This is a genomic window from Amycolatopsis sp. NPDC051373 (assembly GCF_040689465.1).
Classification (GTDB): domain Bacteria; phylum Actinomycetota; class Actinomycetes; order Mycobacteriales; family Pseudonocardiaceae; genus Amycolatopsis.
In genome coordinates, this window is record NZ_JBFBAE010000012.1 from 65,933 (window position 1) to 89,129 (window position 23,197).

At 71.5% G+C, this 23,197-nt stretch carries 20 protein-coding genes and 2 pseudogenes; 7 read left to right on the forward strand and 15 right to left on the reverse strand.

Going from position 1 to position 23,197, the window contains the following annotated elements; genetic code table 11:
• Positions 1–97 precede the first annotated feature (97 nt).
• Together AB0383_RS23065 and AB0383_RS23070 are read left to right on the forward strand one after the other, a co-directional pair.
• Positions 98–2,506, forward strand: a complete 2,409-nt coding sequence (locus AB0383_RS23065) for a LuxR C-terminal-related transcriptional regulator (protein ID WP_366188488.1) — start codon at positions 98–100, stop codon at positions 2,504–2,506.
• Positions 2,507–2,608: 102 nt separating this feature from the next.
• The gene (locus AB0383_RS23070) at positions 2,609–3,070 is read left to right on the forward strand and encodes a hypothetical protein (RefSeq protein WP_364185040.1); all 462 of its coding nucleotides are present in this window, start codon (positions 2,609–2,611) and stop codon (positions 3,068–3,070) included.
• Between the two features lie 8 nt (positions 3,071–3,078).
• Here AB0383_RS23070 and AB0383_RS23075 read toward each other — a convergent pair whose 3' ends face one another.
• The 3 genes from AB0383_RS23075 to AB0383_RS23085 form a co-directional block, all read right to left on the reverse strand.
• Positions 3,079–4,296, reverse strand: a complete 1,218-nt coding sequence (locus AB0383_RS23075; protein ID WP_364185038.1) for an AI-2E family transporter — start codon at positions 4,294–4,296, stop codon at positions 3,079–3,081.
• 302 nt (positions 4,297–4,598) lie between these two features.
• Positions 4,599–5,816 carry an ATP-binding protein gene (locus AB0383_RS23080; protein WP_364185036.1) on the reverse strand — a complete coding sequence of 406 codons (1,218 nt, stop codon included), beginning with the start codon at positions 5,814–5,816 and terminating at the stop codon, positions 4,599–4,601.
• A gap of 63 nt (positions 5,817–5,879) precedes the next feature.
• Positions 5,880–6,032: a hypothetical protein gene (locus AB0383_RS23085; RefSeq protein ID WP_364185034.1), complete on the reverse strand. Its 153-nt coding sequence runs from the start codon at positions 6,030–6,032 to the stop codon at positions 5,880–5,882.
• A gap of 486 nt (positions 6,033–6,518) precedes the next feature.
• On the opposite strand from AB0383_RS23085, the pseudogene AB0383_RS23090 reads away from it, so the two are divergent.
• Positions 6,519–7,694 (forward strand): annotated as a pseudogene (locus tag AB0383_RS23090) (GMC oxidoreductase); the annotation flags it as partial.
• 153 nt (positions 7,695–7,847) lie between these two features.
• Here the strand turns inward: AB0383_RS23090 and AB0383_RS23095 are convergent.
• Genes AB0383_RS23095 through AB0383_RS23110 form a run of 4 tightly spaced genes read right to left on the reverse strand, consistent with a single transcriptional unit; the run spans position 7,848 to position 12,291 of the window.
• Positions 7,848–9,455, reverse strand: coding sequence for an AMP-binding protein (locus AB0383_RS23095; RefSeq protein WP_366188489.1), 1,608 nt, complete (start codon positions 9,453–9,455; stop codon positions 7,848–7,850).
• A 22-nt stretch (positions 9,456–9,477) separates the two neighbouring features.
• Positions 9,478–10,269, reverse strand: coding sequence for an Asp/Glu racemase (locus AB0383_RS23100; protein WP_364185030.1), 792 nt, complete (start codon positions 10,267–10,269; stop codon positions 9,478–9,480).
• Entirely contained in the window at positions 10,266–11,141 is an 876-nt protein-coding gene (locus AB0383_RS23105; RefSeq protein WP_366188490.1) for a fumarylacetoacetate hydrolase family protein, read from the reverse strand. Before AB0383_RS23105 ends, AB0383_RS23100 begins: the two co-directional genes overlap by 4 nt.
• Positions 11,142–11,172: 31 nt before the next feature.
• The gene (locus AB0383_RS23110; RefSeq protein WP_364185026.1) at positions 11,173–12,291 is read right to left on the reverse strand and encodes a cupin domain-containing protein; all 1,119 of its coding nucleotides are present in this window, start codon (positions 12,289–12,291) and stop codon (positions 11,173–11,175) included.
• A 90-nt stretch (positions 12,292–12,381) separates the two neighbouring features.
• On the opposite strand from AB0383_RS23110, the gene AB0383_RS23115 reads away from it, so the two are divergent.
• The 3 genes and pseudogenes from AB0383_RS23115 to AB0383_RS23125 all read left to right on the forward strand — a co-directional run bounded on the left by AB0383_RS23115 (position 12,382) and on the right by AB0383_RS23125 (position 16,224).
• Entirely contained in the window at positions 12,382–12,813 is a 432-nt protein-coding gene (locus AB0383_RS23115) for a thioesterase family protein (RefSeq protein ID WP_364185024.1), read from the forward strand.
• Positions 12,813–15,177 (forward strand): annotated as a pseudogene (locus tag AB0383_RS23120) (FAD-dependent monooxygenase). Before AB0383_RS23115 ends, AB0383_RS23120 begins: the two are co-directional and overlap by 1 nt.
• A gap of 3 nt (positions 15,178–15,180) precedes the next feature.
• Complete coding sequence (locus AB0383_RS23125; RefSeq protein ID WP_364185020.1) at positions 15,181–16,224, forward strand: carbon-nitrogen hydrolase family protein; 1,044 nt, start codon at positions 15,181–15,183, stop codon at positions 16,222–16,224.
• On the opposite strand, the gene AB0383_RS23130 is transcribed toward AB0383_RS23125, so the two are convergent.
• The 8 genes from AB0383_RS23130 to AB0383_RS23165 form a co-directional block, all read right to left on the reverse strand.
• Positions 16,165–17,484: an MFS transporter gene (locus AB0383_RS23130; RefSeq protein WP_366188491.1), complete on the reverse strand. Its 1,320-nt coding sequence runs from the start codon at positions 17,482–17,484 to the stop codon at positions 16,165–16,167. The genes AB0383_RS23125 and AB0383_RS23130 overlap by 60 nt on opposite strands.
• An 85-nt stretch (positions 17,485–17,569) precedes the next feature.
• Entirely contained in the window at positions 17,570–17,956 is a 387-nt protein-coding gene (locus AB0383_RS23135) for a cupin domain-containing protein (protein WP_220242532.1), read from the reverse strand.
• Between the two features lie 11 nt (positions 17,957–17,967).
• Positions 17,968–19,176 (reverse strand): FAD-dependent oxidoreductase, encoded by a 1,209-nt coding sequence (locus tag AB0383_RS23140; protein ID WP_364185016.1) that lies wholly within the window; start codon positions 19,174–19,176, stop codon positions 17,968–17,970.
• Positions 19,173–19,370 carry a ferredoxin gene (locus AB0383_RS23145; RefSeq protein ID WP_220242534.1) on the reverse strand — a complete coding sequence of 66 codons (198 nt, stop codon included), beginning with the start codon at positions 19,368–19,370 and terminating at the stop codon, positions 19,173–19,175. Before AB0383_RS23145 ends, AB0383_RS23140 begins: the two co-directional genes overlap by 4 nt.
• Positions 19,371–19,562: 192 nt before the next feature.
• Positions 19,563–20,351: an IclR family transcriptional regulator gene (locus AB0383_RS23150; RefSeq protein ID WP_366188492.1), complete on the reverse strand. Its 789-nt coding sequence runs from the start codon at positions 20,349–20,351 to the stop codon at positions 19,563–19,565.
• A 76-nt stretch (positions 20,352–20,427) separates the two neighbouring features.
• Entirely contained in the window at positions 20,428–21,081 is a 654-nt protein-coding gene (locus AB0383_RS23155; protein ID WP_364185012.1) for an MFS transporter, read from the reverse strand.
• 346 nt (positions 21,082–21,427) lie between these two features.
• Positions 21,428–21,577 carry an AAA family ATPase gene (locus tag AB0383_RS23160; RefSeq protein ID WP_364185010.1) on the reverse strand — a complete coding sequence of 50 codons (150 nt, stop codon included), beginning with the start codon at positions 21,575–21,577 and terminating at the stop codon, positions 21,428–21,430.
• A 35-nt stretch (positions 21,578–21,612) separates the two neighbouring features.
• Positions 21,613–22,425 carry a MerR family transcriptional regulator gene (locus tag AB0383_RS23165; protein WP_366188493.1) on the reverse strand — a complete coding sequence of 271 codons (813 nt, stop codon included), beginning with the start codon at positions 22,423–22,425 and terminating at the stop codon, positions 21,613–21,615.
• Positions 22,426–22,538: 113 nt separating this feature from the next.
• On the opposite strand from AB0383_RS23165, the gene AB0383_RS23170 reads away from it, so the two are divergent.
• Complete coding sequence (locus AB0383_RS23170) at positions 22,539–22,871, forward strand: nuclear transport factor 2 family protein (protein ID WP_364185006.1); 333 nt, start codon at positions 22,539–22,541, stop codon at positions 22,869–22,871.
• The last annotated feature ends 326 nt before the right edge of the window (positions 22,872–23,197 follow it).

Here is a 23,197-nt window from a genome sequence, read left to right on the forward strand (position 1 = left end):
CCTTACCTGGGCACAGCGACGTCCTACGGTCGAAGGCGTGGGTGGAGTCGGCCGGTCGGGGACCAACCGGTGGCGGGTACCGGGTGCGAAGGTGACAATGCCCTTGCTGCCACCGGATTTCGTGACGCGCCCACGACTGCTCGACGCCCTCGACGCGGCCGCCGGCAGCCCCGTCACGGCCGTCTGCGCGCCCGCCGGCTTCGGCAAGACCGCGCTGCTGGCCGAGTGGGCCACGACCCGCCCCGTCGCGTGGGTCTCGCTCGACACGGAGGACAACGACCCGCGCCGCTTCTGGTCCGCGATCCTCTGCGCGCTCGACAAAACCGTGCCCGCCGACAGCCGGGTGCACAGCGTCGCGGCGCCGGAAGGCGACAGCCGCGCCGATTTCCTCGCCGAGCTCGTCGATGCCCTCGACGCGTTGCCCGCCCCGGTACGCCTGGTGCTCGACGACTTCCAGGAAATCGTGGCCGCCGGCCCGCTGCACGACATGACCACGCTCATCCGCACTCCGCCCGCCGGGCTGCGCCTCGCGCTCTCGGCGCGCGCCGATCCCCGGCTGCAGCTCGCGCGCCTGCAGGTGCAGGGCGACCTCGTCCGCATCGGCGCGGACGACCTCCGCTTCACCACCGCGGAGACCGCCCAGCTGCTGCGGGTCACGGGCGTGCGCTGCGGCGAGGACGAGGTCCGCCGGCTGGTCGAACGCACGGCGGGCTGGACCGCCGCCGTGCACTGGGCCGCAGTGTCGCTGCGGACCGTGGCCGACGTCGACGCCTTTCTCACCCAGCTCGACGGCGACGACCGCTCCGTGGCCGGGTTCCTGGCCGACGAGGTGCTCGCCCGCCTGCCGGAAGGCGCGCCCGAGCTGCTGCGCCGCATCAGCGTGTGCGACTCCGTGCCGGCCGCGCTGGCCCGCGAGCTGGCCGCGCGCGAAGACGCGGGCGCGGTGCTCGCCGAGCTGGAGCGGCGCACGTTCCTGGTCGCGCGCATCGACGACCCCAGCGCCTCCTACCGCGTGCAGCCGCTGCTGCGCTCCTACCTGCGCGCCGACCTCGATCTGCGCTACCCCGGCCTCGCGAGCGAGCTGCACGCCACGGCCGCGCGCTGGTTCGCGAACGAGGACCACATCGGTGAAGCCCTCGAACACGCCGTCGCCGGCCTCGACCGCGACGGCATCGTCGACCTCCTCCACGCCCACGCCGTCCCGTGCCTGCTGGCCGGCGACGACGATGCCGTCCGCGAAACCCTGGCGCACCTGGGTGACGACGTCGATCCCGGCCTGCGCGCGGCCCGCACGCTCGCCGCCATCCAGAGCGGCGACCCGGTCGAAACGCCCGACGATCCCCTGCTCGCCCGCCACCACGCGCTGGCAGAGGGCCGCCGTCCGGACGGGCCCGGACCGACCGAGCCGGGCACCTGGGCGGACCTCGACCGCGCCTGGTCCTCGCTCTACCGCGGCGCCTGGCACGACGCCGCCACGCGCGTCCGCGACGCCCTCGACACCGCGCGCGGCGACGGCCAGGACTACCTCGTGCTCCACGGCCTGGCTGCGCTCGCCGTGGCCGGCGCCTTCGGCGGCAACCAGGACGCCGCCCGCGCGGCCTGCCAGGAAGCCGTCGAACTCGCCGCCCGGCACGGCTGGCCGCGGTCGCCGTGGCTGGCCGTCGGCCGGCTCGTGCTCGCGTGCGACCACCTGCTGCGGCTCGACCCGGCGGCCGCCGCCCGCGACGCGCGCGACGCGGCCACGCCGCTGGGCGCGTTCCTCGAGGGCGCGGCGCAGTTCGACGGCGAGGACCGCCGCAACGGCCTCGAGACCATGCGCCGCGCCCGCCACGACCTCGGCGAGCTCGCCGCCGGCCCGGCCGCGCTCGTCGCCGTGCTGGAGCACCACGCGGCCGTGTTTCTCGGAGAACCCTTGCACGCCAACGAAGTGCTGCTGTGGGCCCGCGACCACCTCCCCCACACGCGCGAGCTGGACCTCATGCAGGCGTGGACCCACCTTGCCGCCGGCCGGCTCGACGAGGCCGCGGCCGCGGCGCGCACCCGCCGCGCGGCACTGCTGCCGACCACTCCGGTCCACGTCGAGCTCATCGAAGCCGCGCTCGCCCTGCGCGCCGGGCGCCGCACCGAGGCGCTGCGGACGCTGGAACACGCGCTGGACCTGGCAGCAGGCGGTGATTTCGCGCGGCCGTTCGCGCTGACCGAGCCGGCCGTGCAGCACCTGCTCGTGGACCACTCGGGCGGCTTCGGCCGGCTCGACGGCTTCGCCGCTTCGGTCCGCGACCGGTTGCGCCGCTTCGACCCCGCCCCCGTGGACGACCGCCTCACCGAGCGCGAGCAGGTCGTGCTGCAGCGGCTGCCGTCGCAACGCTCACTCGACGAGATCGCGGCGGACCTGACCGTGTCCGTGAACACCGTCAAGACCCATGTGCGGGCGATCTACGTGAAGCTCGGCGTGACCAACCGCCGCGACGCCGTGCTCATCGCCCGCGAGCACGGTCTCGCGTGAGGCTTCATCCGCGACAGATGAGGCCGGACCCGCGCCGGCGTCCGACGCTTTCCGCAAGCCCGGCACGGGCACGGATCCCGCGGACACGAGAGGACTCTCACCATGACCGACACGGGAGCACGAGCGCCGCACACCGAGGCCGGCGGAACCACCGGCCGCCACCCTGACTCTCAGCCGGTAATGAGCGGCTGGACCGGCTGGGTCGCCTTCGCCGCGACCATGATGATGCTGCTGGGCGCGTTCCAGGTGATCGAAGGGCTCGTCGCACTGCTCAACACCCGCTACTACGTGGTCGACGAGACCGGTCTCGTCGTCTCGGTCAACTACACCACGTGGGGCTGGGTGCACCTCGCGCTCGGCGCGCTGCTCATCCTCGTCGGCGTCGGCGTGTACATGGGCAACCGCGCGGCGCAGATCACCGGCATCGTCCTCGCGGGCCTGAGCGCGATCGTCAACCTCGCGTTCCTGCCGGCGTACCCGCTGTGGTCGATCATCATCATCGCCGTCGACGTGCTCGTGATCTACGCGCTCGCGGTGCACGGCAAGGAGATGAAGAGGATCTGACGGGGCGGTCAGGCCGGTGCGGGCCCCGGTTCCGCGGGGTCCGCGCCGGTGTCCGCGCGGGTTTTCCCCGGTGCTTCGGTCTCCTCGGCCGCCTCTTCTCCAGGCGCCGGACCGTCGGGGCCCCTGGCGACCATGCGGATGAGCGCGTCGGCCGAGCCCGCCGTCGGGTCGATGTCCACGAACAGCGCCTTGATCAGCAGTGTCGCCGGCACGGCGAGGATCGCGCCCAGCGGGCCGAGCAGCCACGTCCAGAACACCAGGGAGAGCACGGTCACCAGCGTCGACAGCCCGACCGAACCGCCCACGAAGCGTGGCTGGATGAGCGACTGCACCACGAAGTTCAGCGCGCAGTAGACCGCGACGACGACGACCATCTTCTCCCAGCCGCCGTCGAGCAGGCCCAGCAGCGCCGGCGGGATTACGCCGAGCACGAACCCCACGTTGGGGACGTAGTTGGTGACGAACGCCAGCAACGCCCACAGGATCGGCACGGGGATGCCGATGATCGCCAGCGCCGCCCCGTCGAGCACCGCCACGATGAAGCCGAACACGGTGGTCACGAGGATGTAGCTGCGGGTACCCGCGGCGAAGCGGTGGAACGCGGCGGTGAGCCACGGCCGGTCGGTGTCGATGGCGTCCAGCCGCTTGTCCGCCCAGGTGGCCTCGGTGCTGAGGAACAGCAGCAGCGCCAGCAGGAACACGAGGTTGGTGAGCACGCCGCCGATGCCGGAGAGCAGAGAGCCGACGACGTTCGCGAGTTTGCCGAGATCCAGTGAAGACACCATGTCCCGCAGCTGCTGCGGTCCCACGCCGAACTGGGCGAGTTTGTCGGTGGCGGACTGCAGCAGCTCGCTGGCCTTCGACGCGTAGGTCGGCAGCAACGTCGCGAGCTGCGCCAGCGACACGATCACCACGAACACCAGGCTCACGATCACCAGGTAGACCACCGTGACGAGCACGACCGTCGTGAGCCAGCGCGGCCAGCCCTTGCGCCGCAGCCAGGACTGCACGGGGCTCGCGGTGACCACGATGACCATCGCCAGGAACACGGGCCCGACGATGAACGCGATCGCCCGGAGGCCGGCCAGCGTGATGACCACCGAAGCGGCACCGACCATGATCACGAGCACCCGCGGCAGCATGCTCCCGGGCGGGAAAGTCGGCGCGACGGGCACAGGGCCGGATCGCTTGCGCTTCGTGGCACCGGTTCGTCCGCGCAGCTTCACGAGACCACCTCACCCTCGTCCGGGTTGGGGTGCTGCGGCGGTGCCCCGCGTCGACGGGCGACGCCCCCATGTCACTCCGGTGTGGCCGGACCTGCGCGGCGGCTCCGGCCGGTGGGTCCCGGGGATACGGTCACCGTGCGCACACGGCTCGCGCCTCACCCGTGCCGGATGAGACCTGGGCCGGCGCGTCGGGAGGGCCGGCGACGGGCTTGTGCGGGCGAGTTCGCGGGGCCGCGACGCGCGGGGCGCGGTGGCCGCGATGTCACTCGCGGCGGGTCAGTCCACAGGGGACCGTTGCGGCCTCAGCCGGCCAGCTCGCCGGATCCGCCGACGCAGGTGCGCTGGTCACCCGTCCGCCCGGGCCGGGGACACCGGCCGAGGCAAGGGATCTGCGCCCACACCGTCTTGCGCCCGAACCCGGTCTCGGGCAGCACACCCCACGTCACCGACAGGCGGTCGACGAGCAGCAGCCCGCGGCCGCGCGGGCCGGGCAGGCGGGACAAGCCCATGGTCGGCTGCACGAGGTTGCGGTCGGCCACCTCGACCCGCACGGTGCACGGGCGCAGGCTGTGCCACAACTGCAGGTGGCGCGGCCCGTCGCCGTGGTCGTGGGCGTTGGCCAGCAGTTCGGTGGCGACGAGGAGCACGTCGTCGCGGTGCTCGTCACCCAGCGTGCTCAGGTGCTGTGACACCCATCTGCGCATCGTCCGCACCGTCGCAGCCGTGGTGCCGTGCAGCGGCAGCACCCACGTGCCCGGACGGCCTGCACTTCGGGCCCCGGTCAACGGCACCACCTCCCCGATTCGCGGTAAGCGCACTTCCGACTTACCCGATCGGGTCACGAATGAATCACCGGAAGTGGCCCGGTCACGGACCGGCCCTGGTCCACAGTGGATCCGAAACTCAGCTCGCCGGCACGTTTTCCCTGGCCAGGAGCTCGTCGACCGCCTCCGCGGTACCCGTTCCAGGGCGGGGAACGAACGTGAAAGGTTCTGTCGGCCGGCGCCTCGCGAGGCCAGGTACTCAACGTAGAAGTTCAGCTCGCCCGCGCCCGGGTGGAACATCCGCTTCGTCGAACGCGGGGTCGCCTCCACGCGGTGGTCGGCCCACACGCGGCGGAACAGCGGGCTGGTCGCCGACAGTTCGGCCACCAGACGCCGGGCCCGCAGGTCCTCGGGGTCGCGGCCGACCGCGAGGCGCAGCATGCCGATCATCTCCTCGACGATGCCCTCCCAGCCGTCGTGGAGGGCACGGGCGGACTCGTCGCACAGCAGCCACCGTACGACCACGCGGTCACGCGCGGGCATGCCGGGGAAGTCCGCGAACACCAGCCGCGCGACCCGGTTCGCGGCGAGCACCTCGGTGGAGCGGCCGAGCAGGATCGCGGGCACGCGGCGCAGCTCGTCGAGCAGGCTGCGCATGCCGGGCCCGACGCCGCGCGCGACCTCGTCCGGCGGACCGCTGCGGCGCGCGGACAGGCGGCGCAGGTGGGCGCGCTCGGCCTCGTCGAGGCTGAACACCCGCGCCAGGGCATCGAGGACCTCGTGCGACGCCGTGAGCTGGCGGCCCTGCTCCAGGCGCGCCTAGTAGCCGGCGCTGAGCCCGGCCAGGGCCGCGACCTCTTCGCGGCGCAGCCCGGGCCCGCGGCGGCGGGCCGTCGGCGGCAGGCCGACCTGGGCGACGTCGACGCGGGCGCGCCTCGTCCTCAGGAACTCGCCGAGCTCGGAGCCCCTCATCGCCACCCGTCCTTTCGCCTGGTCACAGCCTGCGTCGGCCGGGGACCGGGCCCGTCCGTCGTGGACCGCCCGTACCCGCGGAGCTGCCCCGGCCGGTCGCTCGTGTGACGCCGATCCTGGGAACGGCAAGTCCTGGCTGAGCCCTCTTTCACCCGCCGGGGTCTGGCTTCATGGGCCGTGGGCACCCCGGGATGTCCGTCGAGGAGGGACACCCAAGAGATGAAGTACGACTACGTGGTCGTGGGCGGGGACGGCCGGTTCGGTCCTCGCCGCGCGGCGGAGCGAAGACGCGGCGGCGACCGTCCTGCTGCTGGAGGCCGGTCGCGCGACCGGGCCGGACGTGATGGGGGTGCCGCCCGCGTGGCCGGCGCTGCTGGGCAGCTCGGTCGACCGGAACTTCCACACCACCCCGCAGCCGGGCCTGCACGGCGTGGAGCTGCCGTACCCGCGCGGGCGCACGCTCGGCGGTCGAGCTCGATCAACGCCATGGCACACCTTCGCGGCCACCGCGCCGGCTACGACGCCTGGGGCGTCGACGGCCGGCGCTACGACGACCTGCTGCCCTACTTCCGCCGCAGCGAGACCGCGCGGCCCGGCAGCGACCCGAAGTACCGCGGCACCGACGGCCCCATGCGGGTCGGGCCGCCGCCCGTCCGGCACCCGCCGGCCCACGCCGCGCTGGCCGCCGTGCGGGAGCGCGGGTTCCCCGAATCGCCCGACCTCAACGGCGCCGAGCCGGAGGGCGCGACCTGGCTGGAGATGAACATCGTCGACGGCGCGCGCCAGTCGCCCGCCGCCGCCTACCTGCGCCCGGTGCTGAACCGGCCGAACCTGACCGTGGTGACCGGCGCGCCCGTGACCCGGCTCGTGCTCGCGGGCAGCCACCGCACCGGCGTCGAGTACCGCTTCGGCGATTCGTCGGCCTCCGCCGAGGCCGAACGGTCCGTGGTGCTGTCCGCCGGCGCGATCGGCTCGCCGCACCTGCTGATGCTCTCCGGCATCGGCGACCCGGCCGCGCTGGAGCAGGCCGGAGTCACGCCGCGGGTCGCACTGCCGGGCGTCGGGGCGAACCTGCAGGACCACCCGCTGACCGGCGTCGTGTACTCGAACGCCCGCCCCCTGCCCGACGGCGCCAACAACCACAGCGACCTCGTCGCCGACGTGCGCAGCAGCGCCGATCTCGAAGCGCCCGACGTGCAGCTGCTGTTCCTGGACATCCCGTACTTCCGGCCGCCCCTGCCCGGCCCGGCGACCGGGTTCACCATCGGCTTCAACTACCTGTACCCGCATTCCCGCGGCTCGGTCACGCTGGCATCGGCCGACCCGGCCGTCGCGCCCATCGTGGACCCCGCGTTGCTCCGCGACCCGCGCGACCTCGCCGGCATGCTGGCCGGCCTGCGCCTCGCCCGGCACGTCGGCACCGCCCCGGCGCTGAATCCGTGGCGCGACAAGGAAGTCCTGCCCGGCCCGGCTTCGATGAACCCTGCCGCGGAAGAGGACTTCCTGCGCCAGAGCACGGGCAGCTACTTCCACGCCTGTGGTACCTGCGCCCTCGGCACCGTGGTGGACCCCGCGCTGAACGTCCACGGCGTCACCGGCCTCCGCATCGCCGAGGCGTCCGTCCTCCCCACCCTGATCGGCGCGAACACCAACGCGACGGTGCTGGCGGTGACCCGAACGGGCGGCGGATGTGCTGCTGGGTCGGGAAGCCGCTCGGTAACGGCCTGCCCCTGGTGCAACGGCGGCTCCTGGAGCGAGTCCGAAATGCGAAATGGCCCGGCACCGAGAGGTACCAGGCCATTCCCCGGGCCGCCGTTACCGGTTCCGGGCCGCCACCAGCTCCCTGAGCCGGTAGTGCTGGATCTTCCCGCTCGGGGTCTTCGGCAGCTCCGTCACGAAGTCGATCGCGCGCGGGTACTTGTACGGCGCGATCGCCTGTTTGACGAAAGCCTGCAGAGCGGCGGCGTCCTCGGCGGCGCCGGGTCGCAAGTGGACGAAGGCGTGCACGATGGTGCCGCGGGCAGGATCCGGGGCGGCGACCACGGCGGCCTCCAGCACGTCCGGGTGGGACAGCAGGGCCTGCTCCACCTCGGGGCCTGCGATGTTGTAGCCGGAGGAGACGATCATGTCGTCGTTGCGGGCCTGGTACCAGAAGTAGCCGTCGGCGTCGCGGAGGTACGTGTCGCCGGTGAGGTTCCAGCCGTTGTCGACATAGTTCTTCTGGCGGCTGTCGGCGAGGTAGCGGCAGCCGGTGGGCCCCTTCACGGCGAGGCGGCCGGGCGTGCCGTCGGGGACGGGCCGGCCGGCGTCGTCGAGGATGGTGGCTTCGAAGCCGGGGACGGCGCGGCCGGTGGAGCCCGGTCGGATGTTGTCGTCGGCCGCGGACACGAAGATGTGGAGCATCTCCGTGCCGCCGATGCCGTTGATGATCTTGATTCCGGTGGCGGCGTGAAAATCCTCCCACGTGGACACGGGCAGGTGTTCGCCCGCGGACACGCAGCGTCGGAGTTTCGACAGCGTCGCCGCGTTGCCCGAGGACAGCAGGGCCTTGTACGCGGTGGGAGCGGTGAAGAACACCGTGACGTGGTGGCGTTCGACCGCGTCGGCGAGTTCTTCCGGGGACGCCTTTTCCAGCAACAGCGTCGAAGCGCCGAAGCGGAGGGGGAACAGGACCAGGCCGCCGAGGCCGAAGGTGAAGCCGATCGGCGGGGTGCCGGTGAAGACGTCTTCCGGCACGGGCTTGAGGACGTGCCGGGCGAAGGTGTCGGTGGCGGCCAGGACGTCGCGGTGGAAGTGCATGGTGGCTTTGGGCTTGCCCGTGGTCCCCGACGTCGGGGCAAGCAGGGCGACGTCGTCGGCAGCGGTGTCCACGGCGGCGAAACCCTCCCCGACGCCGCGAGCCCGAGCCACCAAGTCGTCGGGACCGTCGGCGCCGTAAGTGAGCACCGGCAACGAGACCTCGGACAAATCAGCGGCGAACCGATGGTCGGTGACGATCAGGCGAGGCCGCGTGAGCTCCACGAGGTCGTCGACCTCACGGGCCCGCAGCAGCGGCATCGTCGTGACGGGCACCGCACCCGCCTTCAGCACCGCGAACCACGCCGCCACCAGCCACGGGTTGTTCGGCCCTCGCAGCAGCACGCGATTGCCGGGTACCACCCCGAAGTCCCGCGCGAGCACGTGGGCGGCCTGGTCGCTGCGCCGGTCGAGGTCGGCGTAGCTCCAGGTCTCCGTGTCCGTGCGGAGGCACGGCCGGTCCGGGCCGAAGCGGTCGATGCTCCCGCGCAGCAGCTCGACGGCGCAGTTCAGCCGCGGCGGGTAGGCGAGCTCCGGCAGTGTGAACCGGAACTCGGGCTGGTCCGCCGGTGCGGGGAGGTTGTCGCGGCAGAACGAGTCGACGTGGGCCGATGGGGTGAGCTCCATCTGCGGCCTTCCTGGGAGTCCGTCAGCCGACGGCGGGCGGGACGGGATAAGGGGATTCGGCGTAGCGGCCGGACAGCAGAGCGCCGGCGCCGGGCGCGACGGCGGGCAGGCCGAGCGCGCGCATCATCTGGTGAGCGGTGGCGATCGACGCCGAGAGCACGGGTTTGCCGAGCTCGTTCTCGACGATGTCGATCGACGCGAGTGAGGGCATCTGCACGCACGCGGACAGCACCACGGCATCGGCGCCTTCGTGCTCGAGGTCGCGCGCCAGCGGCACGAGCCTGCGCGGGTCGTGGGCGGCGACCTCGAGGTTGTCGGGGATCTCCAGCGCCATGTAGTCAGTCACCTCGACGCCCTCGTAGCGGATGTAGTCCACGACGGTCTCGGTCAACGGCTTGAGGTACGGGCAGATCACGGCGATCGACTTCGCGCCCAGCACGTCGAGCGCGTTCACCAGAGCTCCCGCGCTCGTGACGACCGGGGCCGGCGCGTCGTTCTCCTCGGTGATCCGCGCGAGCGTCGACTCCGACGTGCGGTGGTAACCGTGGCCCAGGCTCATGATGGCGACGAGACACGCATACCCGAGCACGTCGACGTGCGCGTCCGAAAGCTCGGCTGCGCACCGGCCGGAGTCGGCGTCCATCGCCGCGAGCTCTTCCTTGCGCACGTGTTTCATCCGCATGCGGCTGGAGTGGAACGTGAACCGCTCTGGCGCGACGGTTTCGCGCGCGCGGAAGATCGCCGGGATCTCGGTCTCCATCGTGACGTTGGAGCTCGGCACGATCTGGCCGATGCGGTAGGTCCGCGCGGTCATCGGGCGTCCACCACGGGGTTGCGCAGCGTGCCGATGTCCTGAATGGACGCTTCCACGACGTCGCCGGGGTTGAGAAACTGTTGCGGGGTGAAGCTCGCGCCCACGCCCGCCGGCGAACCGGTCGCGATCACGTCGCCCGGCTCCAGTGTCATGCCGGAACTGATGTCGGCGATCAGCTCGGCGATGCGGAACAGCATGTACTTCGTGCTCGACTTCTGCTTCACGTCCCCGTTCACGCGCAGCGACAGCTCCAGCGCATACGGGTCGGCCACGTCGTCCGCGGTCCGGATCGCCGGGCCGAACGGCGCGTAGGAGTCCTGGCCCTTGGAGAAGAACCACTGCCCCGAACGCCGCTGGTCGCGCGCGCTGATGTCGTTGACGATGCTGTAGCCGAAGACGTGGTCCATCGCATCTTCTTTCGACACGCCCTTCGCCGTTTTCCCGATCACCACGGCGAGCTCGCACTCCCAGTCCAGCTGCGCGGTGAGGTCGCCGTTGTGCCGGATGGGCTCCCCCGGACCGACGACGGCGGTGGCCGGCTTGCTGAACAGCACCGGGCGCTGTGGCAGCTCTTTGTCGGTGTCGAGCGTCCGCGCGGACTCCGCGACGTGCTCGGTGTAGTTGAGCCCGACACCCACGATCTTGCCCGGCCGCAGGGGCGCGCGCAGGGTCACCGTCTCCAGTGGACTGCGCACGGGGGAATCCACGAGGGACTCCAGCGCCGCCGTGCCGGCGTGGATCACCTCGAGCATCGACGCGGGGGCGGTGGTTCCGCGGTCGGTCGCCGCGGCCCGGACGTCGACGACGTCGGTGCCGTCCTGGATCCCGAGCCGGTCCTGGCCGTCGGGACCGGCGAACGTGACGAGCAGCATGGAAGAACTCCGTTCGAAGTGGACAGTGAGCTCAGGCGAGCGGCTGGTGACCGTCGTTGTCCGAATAGGCCTCTTCGCGAAAGAAGCCGAGCGAACGCATCACCGGGAAGTCGTTGAACGAGAACAGGCACGCGTCGTCGGAGCGGCTTGCGTTGGCGTGCTCGTGCCACGCCCACGACGGGACGCAGAAGATGTCGCCTTCGGACCAGTCGATCCGCTTGCCCGCGACGATCGAGGTGCCGCTGCCCTTGGCCGCGGTGTAGATCTTCGACCCGACCTGGCGGTGGGCGAGCGTGGACTCACCGGCGCGCAGCAGCTGCATGTGCGCGCTCATGGTCGGCATCACCGAACCGCCGGTGAGCGGGTTGCTGTACTCCATGATGATGCCGTCGTACGGCGAACCGTCGCTCGCCTTCGCCGCGTTGAGCAGCGCTTCGTACGTCGGTTCCCACGGGTAGGCCAGCAGCGGTGAGTGGTTCTTGTGCCACGTGTCACCGAAGGGACGCAGCTGCCCGGCACCGTAGGTCAGCAGCGAGGAGTTCACGACCCCGTCCTGTTTCTGATAGACGTCCGGGTGCACCTCGTAGAACGGCGCGTCGAGCGCGTTGACCAGCGGGATGTCGAGCCCGTCCTGCCAGATGACCGGGCCGTCGACGCCTTCGAGGCCCTCGTTGCCGTGCTCGTGCCAGGTCCAGTTCGGGGTGATGGCGAAGTCGCGCGGGCCGACCTTGAGCTTCTGCCCGTCGACGATCGTCCACGCGCCGGTGCCCTCCAGCACGAACCGCAGCGCGGCGGCCTGGTGCCGGTGCGCCGTCATCGACTCCCCGGGACCCATCACCTGCAGGCCGGTGTACAGGAGCCCCACCGTGGCCGCGATGTCGCGCCGCAGCGGGTTGTACAGCGCCACCACGCGGCGGCCGGCGTCGTCACCGCTGACCAGGTTGAGCGCTTCGAGCACCAGTGGGCGCAGCTGCTCGTAGCTCCACTTGATCGGTACGGACTGCGGTTGCGGGTACCACGGCTCGATCTTGTTCGCGATCGTCCACAGTGCACCGGCGTCGAGCTGTTCCAGTTTCTCGTAGTACGCCCGCAGATCTTCGTTGTCCGTCACCCGTGCGCGGCCCAGCTGGTCATCGCTGTGTGTGGTCATCGCGCCTTCCCGTCCGTATGTCGTTTTCTTGACGACAGTCATAGTTCAGCTATACCGTTCGTGATGTCAAGGGCGCCAGGAGGAAAACTCATGCCGACATCCCCTTCCGCGGGTTCTCCCCCGCTCGCCGGTCTCGAGACCACGATCGAGCGACGGGTCGAATGGCACGACACCGATGCGTCGGGCCACCAGCACAACTCCGTGGTCCTGCGCTGGGCCGAAGAGGCCGAAGCAGACCTGTTGCGGGGCAAGGACCTCGCGTGGCTGTTCGGCCGCACCCCCCGGGTACGCCACGAGGTGAACTACCGGGGCCGGCTGTGGTTCGGCGACTCCGTGCGCATCATGTTCCGCGTTGCGCAACTCGGGCGTACGTCACTCACGTTCGCCTTCGAGGTCCACGGCCCGAACGGGATCGCCGCCGACGGTTCCGTCGTCGTGGTCCACGCCGAACCCGACAAGCCGGCCGCCACGCCGTGGCCCGAAGCGGTGCGGACCGCGCTCACGAAGGAGGTGCCGGCGTGATGAGGATCGCCATCGTGGGCGGCGGGCCCCGGCGGGCTCTACTTCGCCGCGCTCGCCAAGCAGCTCGACCCCAGCCGCGAGGTCACCGTCTGGGAACGCAACGCCGCCGACGACACGTTCGGCTTCGGCGTCGTCTTCTCCGACGAGACGCTCGAAGGCATCACCAACGCCGACCCGAGTGTGTTCTCCTCGATGGAGCGGGAGTTCGCCCGGTGGAGTGACATCGACGTGCACTACCGCGGCACCACGCAGACTTCGAGCGGCCACGGCTTCGCCGCCATCGCGCGCAAACGCTTGCTGGAGATCCTGCAACGGCGCTGTCACGACCTCGGCGTCGACGTCCGCTTCCGCACCGAGGCACCCGACGTCGAGCGGCTCGCCGCCGACTACGACCTCGTGATCGCGGCCGACGGGGTGAACTCCGCCATCCGCAAACGCTTCGAACAGGTCTTCCGCCCCTCGCTCGACGTGCGCCAGTGCCACTACATGTGGCTGGCCACCGACCGCGTGCTGGAGGCGTTCACGTTCCTGGTCGAGGAGACCGAGTTCGGCCCGGTGCAGGTGCACGCCTACCCCTTCAGCGCCGACCGCAGCACGTTCATCGTCGAGCTGAACGACCACACCTGGCGCGCCGCCGGGTTCACCGACGGCACCTTCGGTCCCGGCGTCAGCGACACAGCGAGCGTCGAACGCTGCCGCGAGCTGCTGCACGGTTTCCTCGGCGACGCGGAACTGCTCACCAACAACTCGAAGTGGCTGCGCTTCACCACCGTGCGCAACAAGACGTGGCGCCACGGCAACGTCGTGCTGCTCGGCGATGCCGCCCACACCGCGCACTTCTCCATCGGCTCGGGCACCAAGCTGGCCATGGAGGACGCGCTGGCGCTCGCCGCCGCGCTGGAGGCCACGCCCGGCGACCTCGCCGCGGCGCTGGAACACTACGAGACCGAACGCCGGCCCGTCGTCGAGTCCACTCAGCGCGCGGCGCAGGCAAGCCTCGAGTGGTTCGAGACGATCGACCACGTCGTGGGCCAGGAGCCGCCGCAGTTCGCGTTCAACCTCCTCACGCGCAGCCGTCGCGTCACCTACGACAACCTGCGCCTGCGCGACCCGGCCTACATCCGCACCGTCGACCGCTGGTTCAGCACCCACAGCCCCGGCGGCCGCGACGACGGCACTCCCCCGCTGTTCCAGCCGCTCGTCCTGGCGGGCCGGCATCTGCGCAACCGCATCGTCGCCGCGCCGATCTCGACGTACAGCGCGGTCGACGGGATTCCCGGCGAAGCGGAGCTGCTGCACCTTTCGGGCAAGGCCCTCGGCGGCGCCGGGCTGGTGCTCACCGGGATGACCGCCGTGACCGCGCACGGTCGCGTCACCCCCGCGTGCCCCGGCCTGTACACCGACGAGCAGGCCACGGCATGGCGCCGCATCACGAACGCCGTGCACGCGCACACCGGAGCCCTGATCGGCGTGCAGCTCAGCCACTCCGGACGCAAGGGCTCCACGTCCGTGCCGGACGCGGCATCGCTGGGCCCGGCGCTGGCCGCCAACGGCTGGCGGACCGTCGCCCCCTCGGCGCTGGCGTACGGCGACCTGCCTGTGCCGCACGAGCTCGCGGAAACCGAGCTGCAGGCGTTGATCGAGGACTTCGCCGCGGCCGCTCGCCGGGCCGACGAGGCGGGCTTCGACGTCCTCGAACTGCAGGCCGGACACGGGTTCCTGCTCTCGACGTTCCTGTCGCCGCTCACGCACCACCGCACCGACGGCTACGGCGGGAGCCTGCAGAACCGCCTGCGTTTCCCGCTCGCCGTCGTGGCCGCGGTGCGCGCCGTCTGGCCGCACTACAAACCGCTGCTCGTGCGGCTCTCGGCCGTCGACTGGGCCGAGGGCGGCACGACGATCGAGGACAGCGTGCGGATCGCCGCCGCGCTGGCCGAACTCGGGGTGGACGCGATCGACGTGTCCAGCGGCGAGGTCGTCGCGCACGAACGACCGGCGTTCGGCCGCAGCTACCAGACGCCGTTCGCCGAACGGATCCGCGCCGACGTCGGCGTCCCGACGATCGCCGTCGGCGGCATCTCCACCTGCGACGACGCGAACTCGATCGTGCTCGCCGGCCGCGCGGACCTTGTCGGCATCGGCCGAGCGCAGCTGCACGACCCGTCGTGGGCGCTGCACGCGGCGGCCGAGCTCGGCTACTCCGGGCCCGGCGCGTACTGGCCGCCCATCCAGGCCGGCGGCGAAGCCAAACCCCCCAGCGGCGGCCGCGCCCGGCCGTTGCTCACCCTGCGCGCGGACGAACCCTCGCCGGCCCGTTCGCGCTGGACCCCCGTACCCGCCGGAACCCCGAACAGGAGCGTCTGAGCCGTGGAAGACTTCCCCCGCTTCACCGCCGCCGCCGTGCAGGCCGCGCCCGTGTACCTCGACACCGCCGCGACGGTCGCCAAGGCCGTCTCGCTCATCACCGAAGCCGCTTCGCACGGCGCCTCCCTCATCGCGTTCCCCGAGGTCTTCGTGCCCGGCTACCCGTACTGGAACTGGACGATGAACCCGGTGCAGGGCTCGCCGTGGTACGAGCGCCTCTACCGCACCGCCATCGACATCCCCGGCCCGCACCTCGACGCCCTGCGCGCGGCCGCCGCGGCAACGAAGACCACGGTGGTCATCGGCGTCAACGAACGCAGCCGGCACAGCCTCGGGCTGATCTACAACAGCGTCGTCACGATCGGCCCCGACGGTTCGGTCCTCAACGTCCACCGCAAGCTCGTGCCGACGTGGGCCGAGAAACTCACCTGGGGCGGCGGCGACGGCAGCACCGTGCGCGTGCTCGACTCCGCCGTCGGGCCGCTCGGCGCGCTCGCGTGCGGCGAGAACACGAACACGCTCGCGCGGTTCTCCCTGCTGGCACAAGGGGAACTGGTCCACGTCGCCAGCTACATCTCGCTGCCCGTCGCGCCCGCCGACTACGACATGGCCCAGGCGATCGCCGTCCGCAGCGCCGCGCACGCCTTCGAGGGCAAGCTGTTCTCCGTGGTCGCCTGCTCCACCATCACCGACGAGATGATCGAGATCGCCGCCGGCGACGACGCGGGCATCGCCGAGCTCATGCGCCGCCCGAACAGCGCACTGTCGGGCATCTTCGGTCCCGACGGCAACCCCGTCGTCGAACCACTCATCGACGAAGAGGGCATCGTCTACGCGGAGATCGACCTGGCTCGCTGCATCCAGCCCAAGCAGATGCACGACATCGTCGGTGCCTACAACCGCTTCGACGTCTTCCAGCTCCACCACGACACCACGCCGCGCCCGCCGGTCGTGTTCGGTGACCGGCCGGCGGGCGAGGCGTTCACCTCAGCGGGACCCGTCCTCGGCCCCTGGGACCCGGACGAGAGCGCGGCGCGCAGCGCGTGAGCCGGCCGGCCGGTCCGGCGCGAACCAAACCGCGACGAAGGAGATCCCGCAGACGGCGATCGCGTACAGCGCGATGGAGCCCGACCAGTTCGTGCCGGCCAGCAGGGCGGTCGCGATGATCGGGGCGAACGCGCCGCCGAGCACGGAGCCGATCTGGTAGCCGAGTGAGATGCCGGTGTAGCGGACGCGTTCGCCGAACAGCTCGGCGAACAGGGCGGGCGCCGGGCCGTAGGTCATCGCGAAGAACACCTGGCCGACCACGAGCCCGAGCCCGACGAGCACGGGTGAGCCCGTCTCGACGAGCCGGATGAGGGGGAACGCCCACAGCGCGAAGAGAACCGCGCCCGCCAGGAAGATCCGGCGCCGGCCGACCACGTCGGACCACGCCGCGAACGCGGGCATCGCGACCGCGCACACGGCGGCCGAGACCAGCACTCCGATGAGGACGGTGCCGCGCGGCTGGTGCAGGTGGTCGGTGGCGTAGGAAACGAGGTACACCGCCAGCAGGTAGTAGCTGGTGCCACCGACCATCGTCGCGCCGGCCGCGAGCACGATCTGGCGCGGGTAGCGGCGCAGGATCTCGACCAGTGGAGCGCGGCCGCCGCCGCGGGGTGCGGCGGGCGCGTGCTCCGCGACCCGGCTCTGCGCGTACAACGCGACGACGACGAGGAGAACGCTGAGCAGGAACGGAATCCGCCAGCCCCAGGTGAGGAAGGCGTCCTCGGGCAACGCCGTTGAGGCCACGAGGAACACGACGTTCGCGAGGATCAACGCGATCGGCACGCCCAGCTGCGCGAAACTGCCGTAGAACCCACGCCGGGCCGGCGGCGCGTTCTCGGTCACGAGCAGCACGGCGCCACCCCACTGACCGCCGAGCGCGAGGCCCTGCACCAGCCGGAGGACCACGAGAAGAACCGGTGCGGCGGCGCCGATCGACGCGTACGGCGGCACGAGCCCGACCGCGGTGGTGGCGAGCCCCATGGTGAGCATCGCCGTGACGAGAGCAGGTTTGCGGCCGACGCGGTCGCCGAAGTGGCCGAACAGCGCGGCGCCCACGGGCCGGACGACGAAGCCGACCGCGAAGGTGCTGAACGCGAGGAGGGTGCCGGCGAGCGGATCACTCGCAGGGAAGAAGATCTTGCCGAACACGAGTGCGGTCGCCGAGGCGTAAACGAAGAAGTCGTACCACTCGATGGCGGAGCCGGCGAGGCTGACGAGGACGGATCTGCGCAGCGTGGAAGCCGCGGCGGTGCGGGACATGGACACTCCGGTGGGTCGCATGGGCGCGAAGGGGACGGGGAAACGAGGGGGCACCCGGCCGAGGCCGAGTGCCCCCGGGTGCGAATCAGCTTTCGAGCTCCTTGACCGGGTCGGTGCCGGCGACGTAGGGCGGGTCGTAGATCACGACGAACTCGAGGTCCACGTCGCCGGTGTTGGAGAACCCGTGCGGCAGCCCGGCGGGGATCTTCACGACACTGCCCGGCTCCACGTCCCAGCTGTCCTTGCCGATGCGGACCGAACCGGTGCCGGCGGTGACGTAGAAGGCGTGGTTGTACGGGTCGCGGTGCAGCTTCGACTTCCCGCCCGGCCCGATCTTCGAGAGCTGGACACTGTAGACGGACGTGTAGTCGTCGTCGACCACGCTTTCGCTGAACTGGAAACCGATGCCGGGGAACCCGGGCTTCTCGAGGCGGTGCCAGGCGATGTCGCTCGGGTTGAGGACGTAGTTCACGGCGGCTCCTTTCACTGGGTCTTCGCGGACAGGTGCTGCAGTTCTTCACAGAGCTCGGCGAACGGCTTCGCGGCCGCCAGCGCGCGCCGGCAGCCGACGAGTGCTTTCGGCCAGTTGACGACCACGGCGCCCGCCGGCCGGCCGCCGGTGCCGAAGACCATCGCGAACGCGTCGCCGGAGCGTTCGAACAGCCGGGTTTCGGTGCCGGCCCGGGCATCGCCGACGAGCTGCACCTTCCAGTCGTACTGGTCGGTCCAGACGTATTCGGCGGGTTCGTGCGGGCGGGGATCACCCGGGTGCACGAGGGTGTGCGCGACACACGCGGCCTGTTCGACCGCGTTGGTCCAGTGCTCGAACCGCACCGCGCGGCCGTGGCGGGCGGTCTGCCAGCGGGAGACGTCGCCGACCGCGAACACGTGCGGCGCGGCACGGCCGAGCGGATCGCAGACGACGCCGTCGTCGACCTTCAGCCCGGAGCCGGTCACCCACGTGTCGTTCGGCACGGCCCCGATGCCGACGACCACGGTGGCGGCGTCCACTTCGGACCCGTCGTCGAGCCGGATCCGCAGCCGGCCGCCGATCCGCTCCACGGTCGCGACGCGGGCGCCGAGCCGCACCCGCACTCCGTGCCGCCGGTGCAGGTCCGCGAGCCGGTCGCCGAACACTTCCGGCGCCGCGCGGGACAGCAACGCCGGCGTGGCGTCGAGCACGGTCACGTCGGACAGGCCGAGCCGGGTCGCGGTGGCCGCCACCTCCGAGCCGATGAAGCCGCCGCCGATCACGGCCACCGGGCCGCCGCGGTCCAGGTCCTCCCGCAGCGCCCGGGCGTCGGCGGCCGTGCGCAGCGAGTGGACGCCTTCGAGGTGCTCCCAGCCGGCGGGCCGCGCGCTCGCGCCGGTGGCGATCACCAGGTCGTCGAAGTCGAGGGCCGACCCGTCGGCCAGGTGCACGCGGGAACCGGGCAGGTCGAGCCGGGTCGCGGCCTGACCGAGCTCGAGCTCGATCTCCGCGTCGGCCGCTTCGCGTTCGGTGAGCAGCCGGACGTCGTCGAGCACGGCCGAGCCGGCGAGCACTCCCTTGGACAGCGGCGGTTTGTCGTACGGGAGCTCGTCCTCCCGGCCGACCAGCACGACGCGGCCCTCGTAGCCGTGCGACCGCAGTGCCTGGGCCACACGCACCCCGGCGACGGACGCACCGACGACGACCGTGCGCGGCCTCATGCCCCGTCCACCGCCAGCGCCGCCTCGGGGCACCGGCGCGCGACCTCGCCGACGCGCCCGACCTCGTCCGGTCCGATGGCCTCGCGCAGCAGCGTGACGACGCCGTCGTCGTCGATGTCGAACACGTCGTCGGCACCGGCCACGCAATTGGCCCAGCCCCGGCACTTCCCCCGATCCGCGTGAACGATGGCCATTCCGTCCTCCTCTTCTATGTCGCCTCCGTGACGACCGCAATAGAAAGAATAGTATTCTGCACAGCAGAATGACAACACCCTTCGCCGGCTCTCCCTCGGTCAGGTGAGGCCGGCCGGCCGCGTCCAAGGTGCGAAAAACGGCGGTGACCTGGGCATTTGACCCAGGTCACCGCCGTTCGGAAAAGACGGGGCTCAGCTGTGCAGCAGCGGCGTCGCCTCCCGCACGATCGCCTGGAGCGCCTTCGCGACGACGAGCTGCTGCGACTCGGGCATGCGGCTCGCGGGCACGGCGACGTTGAACGAGATGCGGCCGGCCCCCACCGTCACCGGGAAGGCGACCGCCACCGACGACACCCCGGCCTCGCTCTCCTCGGCACTGGTGGCGTAGCCGCGCTCGCGGACCCGCCCGAGCTCGGCTTCGAGGTCACCGCGGGTGCGGATGCTGCGGTCGGTGAGCCCGCTGATCCGTTCGTCCGGGTAGAGCACCCGCAGCTGGTCGGTGCTGAGGCCGGCCAGCATCGCCTTCCCCGACGAGGTCGAGCTCGCCGGCAGTGAGCTGCCCAGCCGCGACCCGACCCGGACCGCTTGCGGGCTCTCGATCGCATCGACGAACCGCACGCTCGTGCCGTCGAGCACGCCGAGGTGCACGGTCTCGCGCAGCTCGGCGTTGAGACGTTCGAGGTAGGGCCGCAGCACCTGGCGGAAGTCGAACCGCTCGAGGATCGAGAACGCCACGCCGGTCAGCGCCGTACCCGGCTCGTACGCCTTCGTCGCCGGGTTCTGCCGCACGAACCCGCGGTAGAGCAGCATCGCCATCAGCCGGTGCGCCGTGGACGAGGCGACGCCCAGGTACTCGCTCACCTCCGCCAGCCGCACCTCCGGCCGCTCGCCGAACAGCAGCAGCAGCTTGAGCGCGTTGTCGACGGATTCGATCGGGTATTGAGGCGGGTTGACGCCCGCCACGCCCTCACTTCTGCTCATGTGGAGGACTGTATTCCGCTCGGCGCGGGCGCCGCGAATCTCCCGGTTGCCCGGGTGTCGAAGGACTCTCCGGACGTCAGCTCGCCGGCAGGTGCCGGGTCGACGGCGGTTCCAGCGAGAGCTCCGCGGCCGCGCGGTAGAGACCGGCGTCCTGGCCGGTGATGCGTTCGTGGTGCTGGCGCGGGCGTTCCGCCCAGGTCGCGACCTCGACGTGACGGTCCGGCGCGCTGAGGTCGCGGTAGGCCTCACCGGCGCGCGCCCGTGCGCTGCCGCGAGACCCCGGCGCGCGCCCGTGCGCTGCCAGGAACTCGGCCGAGCGTTCGGCCGGGACATCGTAGGAGACCTCGATCCGCACCGGTCCCGCCGCGGCGGCGAGGGCTTCCTGGTCGCCGGTGACCACGGCGTTCTCGGGTTCTGGCCACGGCCTGACGATCGTGCGGTCCAGCTCGCCCGTGCGCGCGTGGATCGGGAGCACGAGCAGCGACGCCGCGCCCAGCACGAGCAGCACACCGGAGATGGCCGGCGTCGTCGCCGCGCCCGCCGCGGCGGCGGCGACCAGCCCCCAGATGAGGGCGCCGACGCCCTGGCCGCCCAGGAAGATCATCAGGTACACCGCCAGTGCCCGCGCGCGGACCCGGCCGGGCAATGCGAGCTGCAGCGTGGTGTTCAAAGTGGACAGTCCCGCCAGCCAGCCGGCGCCGCCGAGCACGAGCAGGACCGCGACCACCACCGCGCTCGGCAGCCGACAACAACTCCGGCACCCGCATCGGCGCACCCGACGCGAACCGAGCCCGCGCCGCGCGCATCTTGGGGTCCGGCGTCAGCTCGGCGGCCCGCTCGAAAAAACGCCGCCGCCCCCACCGGCCGGCCCCGGGCCACCGCCCGGCAGGCGGACTGCTCCAGCTCGGCCGCGACCGTCTCGTCCGGCCCGGCGGTCGCGGGTGCGCGGTGCCACGCCAGCCGGTCGGGATGCCGCTCGGGGTCGATGGCGCGACCAGCGCCCGTTGCAGCCCCGAGAAGGACAGCTCCGACTCCGACTGCACCCCAACCGTCCACACGACCCGGCACGGCGGCGCCTACCCCGCGAGGTGATCGAGCAGCGCCGTCTTCCTGACGCCCGCCTCGCCGCGCACGACGAGCACCCGGCTGTGTCCCGCGCGCACGTCACGCAGCAGCTCCTCGAGCGCACCGCATTCCCGCTCGCGTCCCCGAAGAACCCCGTCCACGGCCACCTCCCCCGGCGGACGCTGCACGCGTGATCTCAGGCCGGCGAAACGCGGAACACCGGCCAGCCGATCTCCGTGCGCCACGACCGCGGATCCGGGTCGTCACGCGGGCCGCGCAAATAAGTCTCGTGCACCGGCCCGGCCACGGCGAGCGCGTGCTCCACCACCCAGTTGCCCAGCCGGCCATAGATGACGTCGATGTCGTCGGGCTCGCCGGCGTGCACCGTCACGGCGAGGTCCGTGGCCGGAAGTGTGTGCGGCACAACGCGACCGACAGCCGGCGCGTCGGACACCGGCCGGTAGACCAGGGCCGTGCCGCGGCCGGCGGTGAACAGCTCGTTGTCGTACAAGCCACCCGGCGGTGTGAAGCCTTCGTGGCCGGCCACGGCGGCGTCCAGTTCGGACATCGCCGCGTCGTACCACTCCAGCACGTCGTCGAGGTCCACTGTGGCCTCGATCGCCGCGACGGTCCGCGCGGGCACCGAGCGCAGCTCGACCGACAGCTCCTCGACGTCCGGCTTCAGCAGCTGCCGCAACGACGTGACCGCGGCGCGCGTGCGGTCCAGCCGGTCCTCCAGCCGTCGCAGGTGGCCGGCGACGAGGTCGGCGCGCGTTCGCGGATCACTCGTGGCCAGGATGTGCTTCACCTCGGCGAGCGGTACGTCGAGCTCGCGCAGCCGGTGGATCACCTGGGCGTTCGGGATCTGCTCGCGCGCGTAGTAGCGGTAGCCGGTGGCGTCGTCGACCGACGCGGGCGCCAGCAGCCCCGCCTCGTGGTAGCGGCGCAGCGTGCGCACGCTCAAGCGCGTGAGCTGGGCGAACTCGCCGATCGTCAGACCTGACCGCATGAGGCCACTGTGCACCCTCTCCCAGGGAGAGAGTCAACTCGGGTTTGACTCTCTCCCTGGGAGAGGGCCGACGGTGGGGTCGTCGTCCCGAGTCGAATCCAGGAGAGCCCCGCATGACCACCGCGCTGCCCCAGACCGTCACCGGCTACCTCGCCGCGCACGAAACCCGCGACGCCGACCGCGCGCTGCCGCACTTCACGCCCGAGGCCACCGTCGCCGACGACGGCCACACCTACCACGGCCCCGCCGAAATCCGCGCCTGGCTCGAGGGCGCCGCGACCGAATACACCTACACCAGTACGCTCATCGCCACCGAGCACGTCGACGACGAACACTACGTCGCCACGCACCACCTGGAAGGCGACTTCCCCGGTGGTCAGGTCGATCTGCACTTCCGCTTCACCCTCGACAACGGGCTGATCTCGCGGCTGGTCATCGAACCCTGAACCCGCTGCGGAAAAACCCCGCGACACCACCGGATCCGCGAGGCTAGAGTAAGCGTCAAGGTTCGAGTGTGCCCGGTGCGCAGGCAACGGTTACTTCAACTGGTGCCCACAGGTTCGATTCCTGGACACCGTCGCCGATCTTTCTCGGGCGCACCCGAACCGGACCGAAAGCTTCTTCAGGAGCAGCAGTTTCAGGTGTGCCCGGTGCGCAGGTGACGGTTACTTCCGCTGTCAACGGGCAGGTTGCGGGTTCGAATCCCGTCACCCCGACTCATCGGGGTGTAGCTCAATCCGGCAGAGCAGCTAAATGTACCGTGGCCGACTTT

Coding starts and splice junctions, on each gene's coding strand:
- AB0383_RS23065 (WP_366188488.1), top strand. CDS start 98: ATGCCCTTGCTGCCACCGGATTTCGTGACGCGCCCACGACTGCTCGAC.
- AB0383_RS23070 (WP_364185040.1), top strand. CDS start 2,609: ATGACCGACACGGGAGCACGAGCGCCGCACACCGAGGCCGGCGGAACC.
- AB0383_RS23085 (WP_364185034.1), bottom strand. CDS start 6,032: ATGAGGGGCTCCGAGCTCGGCGAGTTCCTGAGGACGAGGCGCGCCCGC.
- AB0383_RS23095 (WP_366188489.1), bottom strand. CDS start 9,455: ATGGAGCTCACCCCATCGGCCCACGTCGACTCGTTCTGCCGCGACAAC.
- AB0383_RS23100 (WP_364185030.1), bottom strand. CDS start 10,269: ATGACCGCGCGGACCTACCGCATCGGCCAGATCGTGCCGAGCTCCAAC.
- AB0383_RS23105 (WP_366188490.1), bottom strand. CDS start 11,141: ATGCTGCTCGTCACGTTCGCCGGTCCCGACGGCCAGGACCGGCTCGGG.
- AB0383_RS23110 (WP_364185026.1), bottom strand. CDS start 12,291: ATGACCACACACAGCGATGACCAGCTGGGCCGCGCACGGGTGACGGAC.
- AB0383_RS23115 (WP_364185024.1), top strand. CDS start 12,382: ATGCCGACATCCCCTTCCGCGGGTTCTCCCCCGCTCGCCGGTCTCGAG.
- AB0383_RS23130 (WP_366188491.1), bottom strand. CDS start 17,484: ATGTCCCGCACCGCCGCGGCTTCCACGCTGCGCAGATCCGTCCTCGTC.
- AB0383_RS23140 (WP_364185016.1), bottom strand. CDS start 19,176: ATGAGGCCGCGCACGGTCGTCGTCGGTGCGTCCGTCGCCGGGGTGCGT.
- AB0383_RS23145 (WP_220242534.1), bottom strand. CDS start 19,370: ATGGCCATCGTTCACGCGGATCGGGGGAAGTGCCGGGGCTGGGCCAAT.
- AB0383_RS23150 (WP_366188492.1), bottom strand. CDS start 20,351: ATGAGCAGAAGTGAGGGCGTGGCGGGCGTCAACCCGCCTCAATACCCG.
- AB0383_RS23165 (WP_366188493.1), bottom strand. CDS start 22,425: ATGCGGTCAGGTCTGACGATCGGCGAGTTCGCCCAGCTCACGCGCTTG.
- AB0383_RS23170 (WP_364185006.1), top strand. CDS start 22,539: ATGACCACCGCGCTGCCCCAGACCGTCACCGGCTACCTCGCCGCGCAC.